Consider the following 15,381-nt stretch of genomic DNA (forward strand, 5'->3'; position numbering starts at 1 on the left):
CCTCTAGTGCCGGGTCCCTCCTGCGAGACCGCCGTGTGCCGATTCACGGATGACGACGGTTCCATCGAGCAGTTCGCCCCGGTCGAGCGTTCCAGCCAGATACTGTTCTAGCTGATCGGCCGCGATATCGGCGAATTCGGTGAGGACTTCTTCGACAGTCCAGCCGATGTGCGGGGTGAGAACAACATTGGGCAGCATGCGAAGCGGAGAATCACCTGCCAACGGCTCGTGCGTGAACACGTCAAGTGCTGCCGCGGAAAGCGGCCCAGTCTGCAACGCCGCGATGAGGGCATCCTCGTCGACGATCGTCCCCCGTGACGTGTTGACCAGGATCGATCCCGGCTTCATCTGGGCCAGCCGTTTGGCGTCCAGAAGCTCCCGCGATTCATCGCTGAGCTTAAGGTGGATGCTCACGACATCGCTTTCGGCCAGAAGTTCATCAAGCCCTACGCGTTCCACGTCGCCCTGCACTGGCCCGCCTTCGGCACGTTGCCACACCAGGACCTTCATCCCATACGCCTTTGCGATGCGAGCGACGTTGGTGCCATGGCGCCCGTAGCCGAGGATGCCCAGCGTTCGGCCGCCGAGGGTGCGTCCCATGAACGGCCGCCACTGCCCGGCGACCATCGACTGGTGCGCCGCCGGAATCATGCGCAGCGCGGCAACCGCGAGCGCGAACGTGAGCTCGGGAATAGCTGCCTTGGGGCCGAGCGCCCGTCGTCCAAGGCTCACCGGAATGCCGTGTACCGCTGCATACTCGGCATCCAAGTGATAGGCGTGCCCACCGGTCTGCAGGATGAGTTCCAACGAGGGGAGCCGTGCCAGCGTGGCGGCGTCCAGGCGTGTCCGTTCCCGAACCGCCATGAGCACCTGCACGCCGACCAGGTCGGCGTCGGTCACCTGGTCAAGTGACCCCTCGAGGATTCGGACATCCGCAAGCTCCCGCATCTGCCGGACGCCGGGCGACCGCGAGATCAGTCCTTCCTTGTCATCGATGATGAGCAGCGATGTCGCTCTCATGAGGCTGCCAGCGCTTCGGCCGCGGCCCCGGCGCCGGCAAGTCGCCCGAACACCGCACCCCGAACCAGTCCGGCCCCGGCCGGATAGTTGTGGTAAAAGAATCCGCCGGTCAACTCTCCCGTTGCGTGTAGGCCGGGCATGACACGGTCGGCCACGTCCTTGACCCGCGCGGTGTCATCCACGTCCAGACCACCGTAGGTGAAGGTGATCCCGCAGGTGACGGGGTACACGACGTACGGTGCGGTATCAATTTTCTGCGCCCAGTTGGATTTCACCGGCTGGCCGGCGGGGGCGGCACTGAGACCGTCCATGCTAAACGGATCAAATTCACCGTCGCCGCACGCCGCATTGAACGCGTTCACCGTGTCGACCAGGGCGGCGGGGCTGACGCCGAGCAATCCCGCGAGGGTAGGCAGGTCGTCGGCCACGATTGGGGTGCCGGTCGAATAGCGCGGTTCGAGCAGGTGGGAGGTCTTGGCGTCGAAGAGCTGGAAGGCCCAGGCCCCCGTCTGTCCGCGAATTGCTGCGCCGGTCTTCGCGTACGTTAGCCAGACGTGCTTCTCTCCTTCGTCGACGAAGCGTTCGCAGTCCGAGTTGAGCAGCAGTGCGTACGGATAGCTGTAGCGGCTCATCTTGTCGGTCACACGCAAGTCGCCAACATCCGGGGCGCTGGCATCAATCGGAACGGCGTGGCAGCCGCCCCAGTGGCCGACCGGCTTCGCTCCGGCCTCCATCGCAGCGTTCAGGACCGCTCCCATGTTGAAGCGGGTTCCGCGAACCTTGACGAGGTCCCATCCCGGCCCGAGCCAGCGCTGGCGCATCTCCGAGTTTGCCTCGAACCCACCGGCAGCCAGCACTGTGACGGCGTGGACTTCGCTGAAGCCCGATGTTCCCTGGATGACGACCCCGCGACAGGTGGAACCCTCCATCAGGAGTTCGGAAACCGGGGAGTCGTACCAGACATCGATGTTTGCTTTCTCGACCGCCGCGAAGAGATCGTCGATGAGGCCAACGCCTTCGTCGGCTGCACGCAGGGCGCCCCCCGGTGGCAGAGCGTAGACCTCTCCCTCGGGGATCTTGTCCGGGTCGATCAGCTTGCCGACGGTCAACTCCCAGCGCACGCCGTGGTCAGCCATCCACTGCACGGTCTCGTAGGACTCATCAATGACCCGAGCCGTCAGCCCCTCGTCGTTTCGACCCAGGCTGGACTGGTCGTATTCGGCCTTGTAGACCTCGGCCGGGTAGGGGGCGACGGAGACTCGGTCTGCCCAGCGGGCCGACTCTTTCGTGATCAGCGGCAGCAGGGATTCCATGCCATTGTGCGCGCAGCGAAAGATTCCGCCGCTGAAGCGACTATTGCCGCCCCGTTCCGCCTCCGGCGCGGCTTCGAGTACCAGTACCCGGGCCCCGTCGTCGTTTGCAGCCAATGCCGCCACCAGACCGGCATTGCCTGCTCCCACCACCACGACGTCGTACTGGTCGTGAATCCGGGAGCCGGATTCCACAGTTGTGCGTTCACTCATAGTCAAACTCCTAGATTCCGAGATTCATGTAGCCGTTAGGAAGAACGATGCCGACGTATTGCTGCGCCACGAGCAGAATGGCAACGACGACGATCGGATAGATGATGAGCGCCCGGACTCTGGCCCGCGCAACGCGCCAGAGGAACAATGGAACGTAGATCGCGGTGGCCACGACAACGCCGAAGATGTAGATGAGCACGACGAACGCGAGCAGCCACAGGATGGACATCGCGATCACTCGCATCGTGTGCCGCCATCCTGCGGCTGCGGCTTCCGAAGCCGGGCCCTCCTTCTTCCACTTGCGAAGGTCCACCAGGAAACCGGCCAGGGAGAGGGCAGCTCCCAGGACCGTGATCACGTTGGGCATCAACTGTGCGGCTTCCGCGAAGTCCTGCGCCAGGATGAAGGCGCCGACGAACAGCACGAAGAATGCGGCGGACACGATGGCGGACCATCTGCGGGGTCCCTGGTCTTCGTCGACCTCAGCCTCGTCATCGTCGAAGGTTTCAATCCGCTGCGGGTTTCTCTTCGCCCGGATCCATCGGATCGCCGCGAACACCAACGGCAGAACCAGGATTGCGGCCATGACAAGTACCCCGGGGCGAACGGCCCACTCCGAGAACTCATAGAGGTTGTCGGTGAGGTAGTAGTAGCGCTCCAGCGGGATGCTAAGCACGAAACCGATCAGGAAGGGCGCCCGTGGAAAGTTGAACGCCTTCATCAACCAGCCGACGACGCCGAGCACGAGCATGAGCGGGATGATTTGGAGTTGCTTGGCACCCTGGAAACCGGCGATGAACAGGATCGGGATCAGGCCAGCGGCCAGGAGGGGGAACGGGACGAACGAGAGCTTGGACAGCGGCTTGGCGATGACGAAACAGAGCAGGGAACCGAGCACGCTCGCAATGGCGAACGACCAGATAATCACATAGATCACATCGAGGTGATCGGTGATGATTCGGGGGCCGGGCTCGATCCCGAACATCAGGAGGGCACCCAGCAGCAAGGCGGAGGGAGCGCCGCCGGGAATTCCAAACAGGAGCGTCGGGATCAGGTCGCCGGCCTCGACCGAGTTGGCGGCGGACTCGGGGGCGATGATGCCTCGCGGATCGCCCTTGCCGAATTTGCGCTTGCTCTCACCCTTCGCTGTGGCCTGTGCCTGGCCGTAGGCCATCCAGGTTCCGGCCGTCGCACCGACGCCGGGCAGGACACCGGCCCAGATTCCGATCAGCGCACCCCGGAGTACGTGGGTCCAGTGGTGGAAGAACTCCCGAACCCCCTCGCCCCAACCGGTGCCCAGGGTGTTGACGGTTGCGATGGCTCGCTTGCGTGCCACGAGGGAGATGACCTCGGCGATGCCGAAGATGGCCAAGGCGACCGCCACGAGGTCGATGCCGTTTGAAAGCCACAGGTTTCCGAACGTGAACCGGTAGTCCGGTGATGCGGGCGCGGCGCCGATCTGGCCCAGCAGCACGCCGAAGGCACCGGCGATGAGGCCCTTCAGCAGGTTGCCCTTGGATAGCAAGGCGGTGAGGGAGATGCCGAGCACTGTGAGCATGAAGATCTCCGGTGACCCGAAGAGCAAGACCAGGGGCCGCGCGAGGGGAATAGAGATGGTCAGTCCGATGGCGCCGAGCAGCCCGCCGGCCATGGATGACATGAACGCTAACGAAAGGGCTTTGGCGCCCTTTCCCTGTTTGGCCATCTCATGGCCGTCGAGCAGCAGGACTGCCGCCGCCGACGAGCCCGGTATCCCCATCAGGATGGAGGCGATCGCGTCGGAGTGGTGCACGACGGCGACCGCGCCGATGATGAGGGCCATGGCTGGACCGGTGTCAAGCACGAAGATGAAGGGAAGCAGGATCGCGACCGCAGCGGTGCCGCCAAGTCCGGGGATGACCCCGACCACCAGTCCGGCGATCACTCCGATCATGAGGAAGAGCAGCATCGATGGATCCAGAAAGGATCCAAGTGCGGCGAAAGCAGCGTCCATTGAGAAGCGTCCTTGCTAGGTGGTGGATGAAGTCGGCGGCCGTTGCCTGGCCTAGGGATTCTCCCTGGGCCAGGCAACGGCCACGCAGTCGTTACGTTGTTACGTCCTTGCGCTTCTACTTCGTGACTGTGTTACTTGGCCTCGATCGTGACGTCGTATTTGTCGGCGAGCAAATCCAACGTGTATTTGCGAACATCATCGGTGATGGCAAACGCGTCCGCGAGGGCTGTGGCCGCTTCCTCACCAGAGATCAGCGGATAGCCGCCGAGGAATTCCTCGCTCTTGCTCACGAAGTCCTTGTCGTTGGCAATTTTTTCCGAAGCGTCGCGGTACGCCTTCACGATCGAATCTGGGGTGCCTTCGTGGGCCCAGATGCCCTTCTGATAGAAATACGCGGCCGAAAGGAAGGCACGGTAGGCGTCGTACGCGTCTCCCTCAGGAGCTGCGCCGTTCACGGTTTCGTATACTTCTTCCAGTGTGGGCAGGTCAGGCAGAGCGGGATCGCGAACGATCTTGTCACCCTCGGGAACACCGAACGAGAACAGCGGCACTGCTTTCTTGTCCGCGACCATCGGCTCGACCTGCGTGAGATAGGCGGATGTCGTCTGGTAGTCCAGGTTGATCTCGCCGCGCTCGAGGGCAAGCCGGGCCGGACCACGGCCTTCGAACCCGAAGGTCGCGTCGATGTCAATGCTGAGGACGTCCATCGCCAGGAGTGCCACGAGGTCGTTACCGGTCGCACTGATGCCGCCGTAAACGAGCGTCTTGTCATAGCCGGCCAGGTCCGCGGCCTTAGTAATGCCGGTATCGGGCGATACGTATACGGCTCCGCCGGTTCCATTCACCATGATCGGGATCAGCGTGGTGAAGTCGTATTCAACTTCTTTGCGGTTCAAAAGGGCCGGCAGATACGTGCTTCCGGAGGTGACCAGGAGCTGGTCCCCGGCCGTGCCGGTATCGCGGACGAACGCATTCGCACCGGTGATCGACTCGCCGCCCTCGACGTTCTCCACAACAACCTTGGGCGTGCCCTCGACTTGCTCCTGCAGGTATGGCGTAATGAACCTAGCCCAGACGTCGGTTCCACCACCGGCAGCGAATGGAACGATCAATTTGATCGACGATGGCACTTTCGCGTCGGCGTTGGTATCGCCACCTCCACCGCCCTGTTGGGGGGTTGAGCACGCTGCGAGTGCAAGTGCGGTCACAACCCCGACAGCCATGAACGCTGCGCGTTTTACTGACTTAATCTTCACGTTCGTTCTCCCCTTATACGGTGCAGTAGTCATGACCGATTGATCATGACCAGGGTTTGCCTAGTGGAGTCGTTCATCAGGCACCAGCACGTGCCCCTCCATCAGACGGCGTGAGGTTCGGAAGCCGGAAACGCTGTTAACTTTCCAGCCGGAGCCCTCCTGCTCGATGTCGACGGACATGGGCAGAAGTCCTGACGGGTGGCCGATGACGACCTGGTCCCCATTGGTGACTGCTACATCGTGAACGAGGGTTCCGGGGATGTTCGCTGCCACGGCCGTCGCTATGGCGCCGGTAAGCGGATAGGACGGATGCAGATACCCCATCGACATCATGGCAGCACGCACACTCATCTCGCCGGACGCAATCTTCGTTCCATCCGTCGTGGTGTAGTCGCGTGGCGCCCCCACAATGGAGAGCTTGGGAACCGACGGTGCGAGTCGTGTCGCGTCTTCGACGGTTTCCGCGATACCGGCCAGCACGGATGCGTGCGCACGGATCGATTCGATCCGCTTGCGGAGTTCGACGTCAGCATCGAGGTCGACCGGAAATTCTAGCCCCGTGAGTCCGAGGTCTTCCCAGCGCACAAAGACAAGGGGGTTCGCGGCATCGACCAGGGAGACGGGAATCTTTCCAAGCCCTGGCACGTATAAATCGTCAACCACGTTCCCACTGGGCAGCAGCTTGCCGGTGACGGATCCCGCCGGGTTCAGATAGTCCAGCTGGAGTCGGGAACCAGTGCCGGGGATTCCAGGCAATTCGAAATCGCCGATCGGGTCGAAGCGGCCGTTCCGCGTCGGCACGTGGGCGACAATCACTTTGTTCGTGTTTGTGTTCAGGAACTTCACGATCGTGATCGGGTCGGTCGGTGTGACTAGGCCCTCGTCGACCGCGAACGGACCCACGGCAGAGGAGATGTTCCCGCAATTGCCACGACGGTCGATCAGCGCCTGGTCGATGCCGACCTGCCCGAATTCATAGGTGACGTCAACGCCGTGTGCCGCGCCGTCGCCGATGATGGCAACCTTGCTGGTAGAGGAGACCGCCCCGCCCAAGCCGTCGATCTGGCGCCGGTAGGGATCCGGACTGCCGAACGCGGAAAGGATGAATTCGTCACGAACCGTTCCGTCGGTCGGAAGATCCTTCTCGTGAAAGAACAGGGCCCGACTAGTCCCGCCGCGCATAACAGTAGTTGGAATTCGCATGAAAGTCCCCTTTGGCTTTCTCAGACCGTCACAATGTATACGGCTGTATCCAAGCTCCTCCTCTGGTCACGCTTAAGCAAGTCCAGAGTTCTGAACGGTAACTTAAGGTGTGCTTAAGCCGCCAGGGATATCGACAGCCGTTCCTGAACGCGCCTCAAATCGTGCAAGGATGCCAATATGACTGGAATCAACGCACCCCGCCTCGTCGACCTCGGAACGCGGATTCTCGTGGCGCTCGGCGTTCCGGAAGCAGACGCCCGCCTGGTCAGCGACAGCCTGGTGACCGCGGATATGTGGGGTCATGCCTCGCACGGCATGTTGCGGCTACCCTGGTACGCCGCGCGGCTCCGCTCCGGAGCGATGAATTCCGTCACCGCGCCGCAGACGGTCCTAGACAACGGGGCCCTTGCCGTTCTCGACGGGCGGGACGGGATCGGGCAGATCATCACGAATCTCGCCTGCGAAGAAGCGGTGCGCCGGGCGGGGGTGCACGGTGTGGGCGTCGTCGCCGTGCGAAACAGCAATCATTTCGGCACCGCTGCGTATTGGACCAAGCGGATGACCCGGGCCGGCTGTGTCGGCATTCTGACCACCAACAGCTCTCCGGCCATGGCCCCGTGGGGCGGCATGAAAAAAACCGTCGGCGCGAACCCGTGGTCCATTGCGACCCCGGGCGGAAGCCACACTCCGGTCGTCCTCGACATCTCCAACACCAGCGTCGCCCGCGGGAAGATCTACTCCGCCCTGCAGAAGAAGCAGGGGATCCCACTAGGGTGGGCCATCGACCAGGACGGACAACCAACCACCGATCCACAATCGGCGCTGGACGGGATCATGCTCCCGGTTGGCGAGCACAAAGGCTACGGCATCTCGTTCATGATGGACATCCTCTCCGGTGTGCTCACGGGAAGCTCCTATGCCACCGGGGTCACCGGCCCATACATAGCAGACCAGAAAAGCGGCTGTGGCCACCTCGTCATCGCGCTCAAGATTGACACCATGGTCGGCGATGCAGTGTTCGGGGCAGGCATCGACGACCTGATCGAATCCACCAAGGCGGTGCCGCTGGCACACGGCGTCTCCGAGATCTACTACCCGGGTGAGATCGAAGCACGGGCGGAAGAAGCTGCGCAGACCTCGGGAGTTGCACTGCCCGAGAAGACTCTCGCAGACCTGCGTGACCTGGCTGCCTCCGCGGGCGTCGAATTCAGACTCGACGAAGAATGACGCCCGCGTGATGGACCGATGATTTGCCTGCCCCGGACTCTGGTACTCGTCGTCAGCCACGCGGTGCTGGTTCAGATCATCACCTTCGCCCTGCAGCCGACACTGCCGTACGCGGTGCTGGATTCCGGTGCTTCGCCGGCGATTTTGGGAATCATCTCGGCAGTTTTTGCCTTCCCGGGGCTGCTCCTGGCCTTGCCGACCGGCCACGCACTCGACCGGTTTGGGGAACGACTCCTGCTTGTCCTCGGACTGCCCTCCCGCATCGGTACGGCCCTCCTCGCCGTCATCGCTGGCTCGTCCATTGTCCTGCTCATCCTGGCCACTGCACTGCTCGGCATGGGCCACCTCGCTCATCGGACAACAGTCTATGGTCGCCAACACCACACCACGAGGACGGTTCGATTCGGTCTTCGGGATGGATGCCTTCGGGGTCTCGCGCGGCCAGACACTCGGTCCGCTTCTGCTGATCCTTCCCGGTGGCTCTGCGCCCCCCTCCGCTCCAGCTGATCTTTCTGGTGTGCGGTGGGATTAGTGTCGTCATGCTCCTGCCGTCGGCGTTCATAAGAAGTTCCGTGCGGGAACGCCTCGAAAGTGCGCCAGGGATGCTGCGAATCGCGGCTGTGCTCATCCGCACCCCCGGCCTGCCGCAATCGCTGATTGCGACAAGCATTGTGATGTCTTCGCTGGGACATCTTCCTCACCTACATGCCCACTCTCGGTCATAAGCGCGCGGGCTCTCGGCTGGTCAGTACGATGCTGCTGGTCGCACGGTCAATGTTCTCCATGCTCTCGCGGTTGTTCCCGGGCCGCATGGTCCGCGCCTTCGGGTGCCGGAGGCATCGCGCTGCCCATGATCGAGACCGCAGAGGATGCCAGGAAGATCTTCCGTCTCTTGCGCTATTCGCCGGTGGGCGACCGGACGCTCTGCTCCACCGCACGGGCCTCGGGCCACGGCACCCAGAGGCACGAGTTCGGAAAATTCCTAGAGTGGTCCAACGACAGCATCGCCACCGTATGCCTGATGGAGACACCGCAGGGCCTGGAGAACGTCGAGGTGATCATCGCTGAAGGAATCGACGTACTCATGCTCGGCCACGGAGCCAGAACCCGCGCCACGGCTCCGGTATCCGCGACACGTCGCACGAAGTCGCACCCCGCAGCAAGGACCGAAGGGTGGTTCGGGGCATAACCAAGGCCAATCTTAACCGACACACGGCCACTGATGCCCGCGAGTGGATCGACCTCGGCGCGCGCTTCATCATGTACTCGCAGCCGGAGTGCTGTCGGACACCTACCGAGCTGCTCGGGACGCCATCATGGGCGCCGACGCTTAATCATCACGAGAGCATTCGGAATAGAGGTTAAGCTACTCTTAAACCCGTGATCGCAACCGCCAGTGTCGAACGTATCCTTCTGTTTGCCAACGTTGCCCGGCACGGCACGATGACGCGGGCAGCTCAGGCGGTCGGGTATTCAGTCTCCGCGATCTCCCAGCAGATTCGCAAGCTTGAATTGGAAGCCGGGCAGCCTCTCCTCCAGAGGCACAGTCGTGGAATCGTGCTGACTGATGCCGGGCAGGCGGTCTTGGCGCATGCGGAGCAGATCCACAGCCAGCTCAAATCCCTGCAATACTCGCTGGACGACATTGCGGGGATCCGTGCGGGCTCGCTGCGCATGGGCACCTTTCCCACGGCGGGGTCTTCCCTGCTTCCGCTGGCCATCAGCCGGTTCCGAAGCGAGCACGCCGGGATTGATCTCACCGTTCGCAGCTTCCGTCTCGCCGCGCTTCTCAGCATGCTCAACAGCCGCGAGATCTCGATGAGCCTGCTGTGGGACTATGAATGGTCGCGCCTGGACCTGCCCGACATGGAGGTGCGACTTCTTCTCGACGACCCGACCGACCTTGTCGTCTCCGCGACACACCCGCTTGCCGCACGGGACACGGTCACCATCTCAGAGCTGCTAGACGAATCCTGGGTCGTACGTGCCGAGAACCATCCGATGATTGACGTCATCGTGCGCGCGGCCAATGACGTCGGTTTTCAACCCAAAGTTGCGTACGAGGCCAATGACTACCAGGAGGTCCAGGCCATGGTGGCCGTGGGAGTCGGCGTTTCCCTCGTTCCTCGCCTCGCCCTCACGGTTCTCCGGAACGACGTGCAGGTCATTCCGCTCTCGGGTGTGGTGCCCAGACGGCGGATCCTGCTGGCGCGGGTCAAGGACAGCCACCCGACCGGCGCGGAAATCGCCATGACAGCGATGCTCGTCGAAGCGGCCGACGACCTCACTCTCGCGTCACATGGATGAGCACCTTGCCTACGGCGGCGGACTCGAAGGCAGCGTGGGCGTCAGCGGTGCAGGCGTCAGCGGTGCAGGCGTCAGCGGTGCAGGCGTCAGCGGTGCAGGCGTCAGCGGTGCAGGCGTCAGCGGTGGACAAGGTCGAAACGATGCAACGGCAGGCCTTGGTAACGCGGAAATTCGGTGACACTGCAAAGGTGACTCACTCTGAAAACGTCATCGTGAGAGCCCGCCACGGTCACGTTGTTGCACGCCACTCTTACTACTACTGCGGCGTGGCTTGGCAGCCTTGCCCGACTGAGACATAACTGCTTCGCGCGGGTGCTTAGCGTTTTCACCGTCTGCGAGGATTCGCGCGTTGATGGTCTTCTGGTCTGCTTTGCCTTCAAGGCTCGCGGCGAATCGTTCGCGTCGCTCTGAACTGTCATATTCCAATTCCCCCGAACCTCGCTCGACGCGCGCCTGGTCGGTGACGTCGGCGACCTGCTTGCTGTCCTCGTCACGGTTGTTGAGATCGGTACTGTCGACTCCGTCGAGGTCGCTGGCATTCCAGTCGTGGTCGGCCGCTTCCTGAGCCTCCCGTTCGTGACGGTCGGCGTTGGCGAAGAGGAGCTGGCTCGCGGTGAGGTCGTCGCCCGCTCGCTGCCGCTCGGTAACGGCATCGGCACGGTCGCGCTCAGCGTCCCGCAGTGCCGCAGCAACAGCTGCGGGATCTGCTCCGGGGGAGTCGATGTCGATGCCGTAGCGTTCCTGCACCTCGTGCTTGACGGTATCGCCAGCGCCACGAGCAACATCATCGACGTCCCGCCAAGCGGTGGCAGTCTCATGCACGCCGGCGATGTCCTCAGGGCTGGCCTGGTTCCACCATTCAGGTTGCGCGACCGGGGCGAGGCTGGCCCGGGCGGCTCCACGCTCAGCCTCAAAGCGTGCTTCCAGCTCGCGCGCCTCCTGACTTGCACTCGCTTCGCGCTGTCGTGCCAGCTGCTCGCGCAGACGGGCGATGCGTTCTCCGAACTGTGACGCAATGGTCAGTGCGATGCGCAGCGAATCGTCGAACGTCTCTCCAACACCGTCAGTTTCTTCGGCCATGATCTTCCTTTCGTCTAGTCTCTGCCCAACCCATCACGCTCGCGCGGAGTGGCGGGGGTCTTGCGTTTGGTGGGTTGCAGCTTGGTTGGCACCGGCGAACCGGTTCCCGGCGCCGCGAGCCCGTCGGTCGCCTGTCGCATAACGACCGGAACGTCAGCGGGTCGTGTGCGTGAGTCCGGCTGTGCGGACTTGCTCGGCACAGCCGGCAGGCGATCGGTGACCGCGGCGAACTGGTTACGCAACATCATCGTGACTTGCTCGGCCCGGCGGGCATCACCGACCGAGCTGTGCATGTCAAGAATCGCCACCGAGACACGGCCCAGCTGCCGGAGCATGATTGCCTCGGCCATCGTGCCCTGATCACCGCTGGCTGCCTGCATGAGAATCATGGCAGCGTTCGACGCCGACCCCAGCTGAGCGGGTTTTGGCCGCGACTGGTACGCCCGAAGATGCGCCGACCGGGCCAACTCCCGGGACGTCTGCGCGAGGGGTCCTGGTGTCGTCTCAACGCGCTGCGACCACGCGGCGAATGCGCCAGCGGTCTCGCGGGCAACGTGCGCCCACGTAGCCCGATCCGTCACGGGAACATCGCGGAGCTGCTTCCGCAGCTGCCCAATTTCGTCGCTGTATTGCTTCCACATCTCCGGGGACGGCGTCGACTCTTCCCGGCCCGGTGCGACAGGTCGGTACTCCCACGGGTTCTTCGCCGTGGCCCGCCATTCATCCACAGCTCCTTGTGCCGCCTGGGGGCTGTCTGGCCAGCCTTCCCGGAGCCTGGGCAACGTGAGGTCACGAGCCAGCCGGCCACCTCCATACCAAATCGGTTTCTCGCCAGCAGGGGGCCGCACCGCTACGGAGTAGCCGGCTACAACGTCATCACGCCCGGCGGCGTAGCGAGGCCGGATGAGCACACCGCCACGGCGCAGCCGGCGAACAAATTCACCCTCGTCAACGGAGGCGGTCGCCGCCGCCCGGACAGAACGCTCCATCTTGTGAGCGTCAACTTCAACGGAGCTCGAACGCGCGGCACGCTCGCGCTCGGCCGGCTTCACGCCGCGCTCTCCGAGCCCCAGGCCGCGGCTCTCCAACTCCTCGAGTCCGTAGTCGCGTTCAAGGTCACGACACACCTCCTGGGCGCGCGTGAAGTCATTGTGCGTCGTTGCTTTGGTACCGTCCTCACGCACCAAAGACACAGCCAGGTGAATGTGATCGTTGCCGTTCGTGGACAGTCCGTGGCGGACGGCAACCCATCGGCACGCGGCTTTTCCACTGCTCTCGGTAAACCCCATCCGATCGGCGAAGTCCTCTGCGATCGTTCCCCACTTCTCATCCGAGAGCTGTCCCTCTTCGGCGCGCAACGACAGCGAGCAATGCCACACATCCCCGGCGACACGTTTACTTGTCACCGCGCCCGTAACAGGGTCGGAATCCTTCACCATTCGCAAGACTTCAACGTCGAACGCACGACGTGGAGCGTCCAGGCTCCGCGCAATCGCCAAAGCACTGTTGGTGTCCAACACGCTGTAACCATGCTGCGCCATGATCGCGGAATCACCCGCAACGAGGTGCTGTTCCTCATGCTCGTTGTGCCGACCGCCCCCAGCCAGGTACACCATCAGGCCGCCCATCTGGCCGCCCCGGCGAATGTTCGGCATCATGACTCGGCCAGCCTGTCAATAACGTCCTCAACCTTGACGGCGAGCGTACGGTACTCAGCTGCAACGGCGGCAGCCGTGTCCGGGAATTGGCCCTCCGTATTGGCGAACTTCGCCAACTGATTGACGTTGTTCGAGACGTTCGCCATCAGGCGCGTCACGATGAACAACTCCGCAATCACACCCTTACGATCCGTCGTCGTCTCAATATTCGCGTTCATCGCCGACTCAAACAACAACCGCGGCACCGTCACATCAGCAACCACCGCACGAGCACGCAACTGAGCATCCTCCTCAGCCGTCACATACACCCGGTAACTCTTCTCTCGCCCACCATCAACATTCGCCCGGCGCTGACGACCAAACAAACGACGCTCATTCTTCTCCGTCAACGTGTTCACCTCCTCCGGCCCAGCGCAGCGACCCCGAAAACCGGGGACATATCTCAAGTATGCCAATTCCGGCGCGCGGCGTCCAGAATTCAAAGCCATTTACCACCGGTAAATGTATAGCTTGCTCCAAATCGACACCGCCGGTATGGAGCGTTTCCGCTCTTGATGCTTCAGTAGAATGAGGCTGAGGCGCACTCGGCCGAGGCGTGTGCCAGACCTGTAATCTGGGGAACATGAGCGATGCGAATGTGAAACCAGAAGATGCAGCCGCCCGAGCGCGGGCAATCATCGAAGCGAACGTGGACGCCCGCGTAGAAGCGGTACGAGTACTCGCCGATGCCGGCAACGAGTACGACAGTGCAGACCAGCAACTGAAGTTGGCGACCCTCGCTCACGAACACGCGTGGACTGCAGCCCTGGCCTCCGGATGGAGCGAGAAGGACCTCCGCGCTACCGGCGTCAAAGCACCCGGTCAGTCCACCCCGAAAGCACGCAAACGACGCACCACTGCCCCGGTCACGACCCCAAACGCCGAGGTGTAGCCTCCGGCTTTATACCTGTAACAAACAAGCCCCGTCGAGCACAGCTCGACGGGGCTTGTTCGTGCAACTTCCGTTGCCTTTTCGGCTGTTTATCGTACGCATCATTCCTCTCTTGGCAAGGGCTTTCGCGGCATATCCTCACTCGCTGCGCTCCCATGCGGTATTCCACGGTCCCTGGCCAATTCACCCCTGACGCTGTAAAACGGCGTGCGCCAAAAGGCAATGGGGTTATAGAAAGGACCACACCATGATCGAACCGCTCACCGTCTACACGCTGCCGAACTGTATGCAATGCACAATGACCGTACGAGCACTCGACGCCGCCAACCTGCCCTACACCGTGATTGACCTCACAACCGATACGCGAGCCACCGACCTGATGCACCAGTTCGGCTACACCTCAGCACCCGTCGTCATCGCCCGCGTGGTGTCCTGGTCAGGCTTCCGACCCGACCGGATCGCCAAGATAACGGCCCTGCGCAACCACCCCACCCTCACCAGCGAGTAAGCGCCCCGCGATGGAATTCAGCACCCTACAGACGACCCTGCCCATCAGCGACCTGCAGCACGCGGCGCGCGCACGAAAGATTGCCGAACGCCTCGACGACCTGCGCGCCGACGGCCGCCGCGGCTACACCCTCGCAAGCACACTCACCGTCACCGGAACCAACTACGCGACCATCATCGTCACGCTCACAAAGGACCAAACCAAATGATCACAGCAACTTGCACCTCACCAGCATCACCCCTGATGACACCTGATCAAACCAGCGATGCCCTGGGCATCTCACTCGAGGAACTCAGCACTATGAGACACGGCAACGCCGGACCCAAGTACCACGGCATCGGCTGGGGCCTCGTGCGCTACAACACGGCAGACGTCATGCGCTGGCGCGCGTCACGGGCCGTGGCATAGAGCCATACTCCTGATTGCGGCAGATCACTTCAGCACCGAGCCAAAGTCCATCGCACGTAGCTTTATAGCTAATCGTGCGGCCCCAGGGCTTCCCCCTCCCACCCCAGAGCCGCTGCAAGCTCATCCGCATCGGGGAGCGCATTCTTCTCCGAAGGTGGCAAGGAGTCGTATGTATACGTGGACACCGCCATCGGAGAGCCCGAACGACCGAGCGCGTACCGGACTGTGTGATCGTTTCGATCGCCGCAGATAAGCATGCCGACTGTG

17 protein-coding genes are annotated in these 15,381 nt (G+C 62.7%); 8 read left to right on the forward strand and 9 right to left on the reverse strand.

The features are described from left to right. Positions 1 to 3: 3 nt before the first annotated feature. The 5 genes from CXY73_RS04300 to CXY73_RS04320 all read right to left on the reverse strand — a co-directional run bounded on the left by CXY73_RS04300 (position 4) and on the right by CXY73_RS04320 (position 6,995). The gene (locus CXY73_RS04300) at positions 4 to 1,020 is read right to left on the reverse strand and encodes an NAD(P)-dependent oxidoreductase (protein ID WP_104176944.1); all 1,017 of its coding nucleotides are present in this window, start codon (positions 1,018 to 1,020) and stop codon (positions 4 to 6) included. Next, positions 1,017 to 2,543, reverse strand: coding sequence for an FAD-dependent tricarballylate dehydrogenase TcuA (gene tcuA, locus CXY73_RS04305; RefSeq protein WP_104176945.1), 1,527 nt, complete (start codon positions 2,541 to 2,543; stop codon positions 1,017 to 1,019). The genes CXY73_RS04300 and tcuA overlap by 4 nt, the downstream gene beginning before the upstream one ends. A 10-nt stretch (positions 2,544 to 2,553) precedes the next feature. Then, positions 2,554 to 4,536, reverse strand: coding sequence for a tripartite tricarboxylate transporter permease (locus CXY73_RS04310; RefSeq protein WP_104176946.1), 1,983 nt, complete (start codon positions 4,534 to 4,536; stop codon positions 2,554 to 2,556). Positions 4,537 to 4,667: 131 nt separating this feature from the next. Further along, the gene (locus tag CXY73_RS04315; RefSeq protein WP_146071618.1) at positions 4,668 to 5,792 is read right to left on the reverse strand and encodes a tripartite tricarboxylate transporter substrate binding protein; all 1,125 of its coding nucleotides are present in this window, start codon (positions 5,790 to 5,792) and stop codon (positions 4,668 to 4,670) included. Between the two features lie 60 nt (positions 5,793 to 5,852). Further along, complete coding sequence (locus CXY73_RS04320) at positions 5,853 to 6,995, reverse strand: 2-methylaconitate cis-trans isomerase PrpF family protein (RefSeq protein WP_104176948.1); 1,143 nt, start codon at positions 6,993 to 6,995, stop codon at positions 5,853 to 5,855. Positions 6,996 to 7,172: 177 nt separating this feature from the next. On the opposite strand from CXY73_RS04320, the gene CXY73_RS04325 reads away from it, so the two are divergent. The 4 genes from CXY73_RS04325 to CXY73_RS04340 all read left to right on the forward strand — a co-directional run bounded on the left by CXY73_RS04325 (position 7,173) and on the right by CXY73_RS04340 (position 10,529). Further along, positions 7,173 to 8,222, forward strand: coding sequence for an Ldh family oxidoreductase (locus tag CXY73_RS04325; protein ID WP_104176949.1), 1,050 nt, complete (start codon positions 7,173 to 7,175; stop codon positions 8,220 to 8,222). Between the two features lie 18 nt (positions 8,223 to 8,240). Then, on the forward strand, positions 8,241 to 8,729 hold the full coding sequence (locus CXY73_RS04330; RefSeq protein ID WP_104176950.1) for an MFS transporter: 489 nt from the start codon (positions 8,241 to 8,243) through the stop codon (positions 8,727 to 8,729). A gap of 214 nt (positions 8,730 to 8,943) precedes the next feature. Continuing rightward, positions 8,944 to 9,411: an aldolase/citrate lyase family protein gene (locus CXY73_RS04335; protein ID WP_255411355.1), complete on the forward strand. Its 468-nt coding sequence runs from the start codon at positions 8,944 to 8,946 to the stop codon at positions 9,409 to 9,411. 191 nt (positions 9,412 to 9,602) lie between these two features. Continuing rightward, positions 9,603 to 10,529 carry a LysR family transcriptional regulator gene (locus CXY73_RS04340; RefSeq protein ID WP_199185286.1) on the forward strand — a complete coding sequence of 309 codons (927 nt, stop codon included), beginning with the start codon at positions 9,603 to 9,605 and terminating at the stop codon, positions 10,527 to 10,529. Here CXY73_RS04340 and CXY73_RS21825 read toward each other — a convergent pair. The 4 genes from CXY73_RS21825 to mobC form a co-directional block, all read right to left on the reverse strand. After that, positions 10,507 to 10,659: a Cys-every-fifth RiPP peptide CefA gene (locus tag CXY73_RS21825; protein ID WP_199185287.1), complete on the reverse strand. Its 153-nt coding sequence runs from the start codon at positions 10,657 to 10,659 to the stop codon at positions 10,507 to 10,509. The two genes, CXY73_RS04340 and CXY73_RS21825, sit on opposite strands and share 23 nt — an antisense overlap. Before the next feature lie 77 nt (positions 10,660 to 10,736). After that, positions 10,737 to 11,609, reverse strand: coding sequence for a hypothetical protein (locus CXY73_RS04345; protein ID WP_104176952.1), 873 nt, complete (start codon positions 11,607 to 11,609; stop codon positions 10,737 to 10,739). A 14-nt stretch (positions 11,610 to 11,623) separates the two neighbouring features. Beyond that, positions 11,624 to 13,267 carry a relaxase/mobilization nuclease domain-containing protein gene (locus CXY73_RS04350; protein ID WP_104176953.1) on the reverse strand — a complete coding sequence of 548 codons (1,644 nt, stop codon included), beginning with the start codon at positions 13,265 to 13,267 and terminating at the stop codon, positions 11,624 to 11,626. Further along, positions 13,264 to 13,656 (reverse strand): plasmid mobilization relaxosome protein MobC, encoded by a 393-nt coding sequence (mobC, locus tag CXY73_RS04355; RefSeq protein WP_158254022.1) that lies wholly within the window; start codon positions 13,654 to 13,656, stop codon positions 13,264 to 13,266. Before mobC ends, CXY73_RS04350 begins: the two co-directional genes overlap by 4 nt. A 233-nt stretch (positions 13,657 to 13,889) precedes the next feature. Here mobC and CXY73_RS04360 point away from each other — a divergent pair, with 233 nt between their 5' ends. The 4 genes from CXY73_RS04360 (at position 13,890) to CXY73_RS21830 (ending at position 15,114) form a co-directional block, all read left to right on the forward strand. Next, positions 13,890 to 14,198 carry a hypothetical protein gene (locus CXY73_RS04360; RefSeq protein WP_104176955.1) on the forward strand — a complete coding sequence of 103 codons (309 nt, stop codon included), beginning with the start codon at positions 13,890 to 13,892 and terminating at the stop codon, positions 14,196 to 14,198. 247 nt (positions 14,199 to 14,445) lie between these two features. Further along, a complete protein-coding gene (locus CXY73_RS04365) occupies positions 14,446 to 14,706 on the forward strand; it encodes a glutaredoxin domain-containing protein (protein ID WP_104176956.1) in 261 nt (86 codons plus the stop codon). 10 nt (positions 14,707 to 14,716) lie between these two features. Next, positions 14,717 to 14,914, forward strand: a complete 198-nt coding sequence (locus CXY73_RS04370) for a hypothetical protein (protein ID WP_104176957.1) — start codon at positions 14,717 to 14,719, stop codon at positions 14,912 to 14,914. Positions 14,915 to 14,949: 35 nt separating this feature from the next. Beyond that, positions 14,950 to 15,114, forward strand: a complete 165-nt coding sequence (locus tag CXY73_RS21830; RefSeq protein WP_233198135.1) for a hypothetical protein — start codon at positions 14,950 to 14,952, stop codon at positions 15,112 to 15,114. The last annotated feature ends 267 nt before the right edge of the window (positions 15,115 to 15,381 follow it).

Origin of the sequence: Cryobacterium sp. Y50, from assembly GCF_002929805.1 — a bacterium.
Classification (GTDB): Bacteria; Actinomycetota; Actinomycetes; order Actinomycetales; family Microbacteriaceae; genus Cryobacterium.

Excerpts from the sequence above, each read along its gene's own strand:
- CXY73_RS04300 (WP_104176944.1), bottom strand. The coding sequence starts at position 1,020 with ATGAGAGCGACATCGCTGCTCATCATCGATGACAAGGAAGGACTGATC.
- tcuA (WP_104176945.1), bottom strand. The coding sequence starts at position 2,543 with ATGAGTGAACGCACAACTGTGGAATCCGGCTCCCGGATTCACGACCAG.
- CXY73_RS04310 (WP_104176946.1), bottom strand. The coding sequence starts at position 4,536 with ATGGACGCTGCTTTCGCCGCACTTGGATCCTTTCTGGATCCATCGATG.
- CXY73_RS04320 (WP_104176948.1), bottom strand. The coding sequence starts at position 6,995 with ATGCGAATTCCAACTACTGTTATGCGCGGCGGGACTAGTCGGGCCCTG.
- CXY73_RS04325 (WP_104176949.1), top strand. The coding sequence starts at position 7,173 with ATGACTGGAATCAACGCACCCCGCCTCGTCGACCTCGGAACGCGGATT.
- CXY73_RS04330 (WP_104176950.1), top strand. The coding sequence starts at position 8,241 with ATGATTTGCCTGCCCCGGACTCTGGTACTCGTCGTCAGCCACGCGGTG.
- CXY73_RS04345 (WP_104176952.1), bottom strand. The coding sequence starts at position 11,609 with ATGGCCGAAGAAACTGACGGTGTTGGAGAGACGTTCGACGATTCGCTG.
- CXY73_RS04350 (WP_104176953.1), bottom strand. The coding sequence starts at position 13,267 with ATGATGCCGAACATTCGCCGGGGCGGCCAGATGGGCGGCCTGATGGTG.
- CXY73_RS04360 (WP_104176955.1), top strand. The coding sequence starts at position 13,890 with ATGAGCGATGCGAATGTGAAACCAGAAGATGCAGCCGCCCGAGCGCGG.
- CXY73_RS04365 (WP_104176956.1), top strand. The coding sequence starts at position 14,446 with ATGATCGAACCGCTCACCGTCTACACGCTGCCGAACTGTATGCAATGC.
- CXY73_RS04370 (WP_104176957.1), top strand. The coding sequence starts at position 14,717 with ATGGAATTCAGCACCCTACAGACGACCCTGCCCATCAGCGACCTGCAG.
- CXY73_RS21830 (WP_233198135.1), top strand. The coding sequence starts at position 14,950 with ATGACACCTGATCAAACCAGCGATGCCCTGGGCATCTCACTCGAGGAA.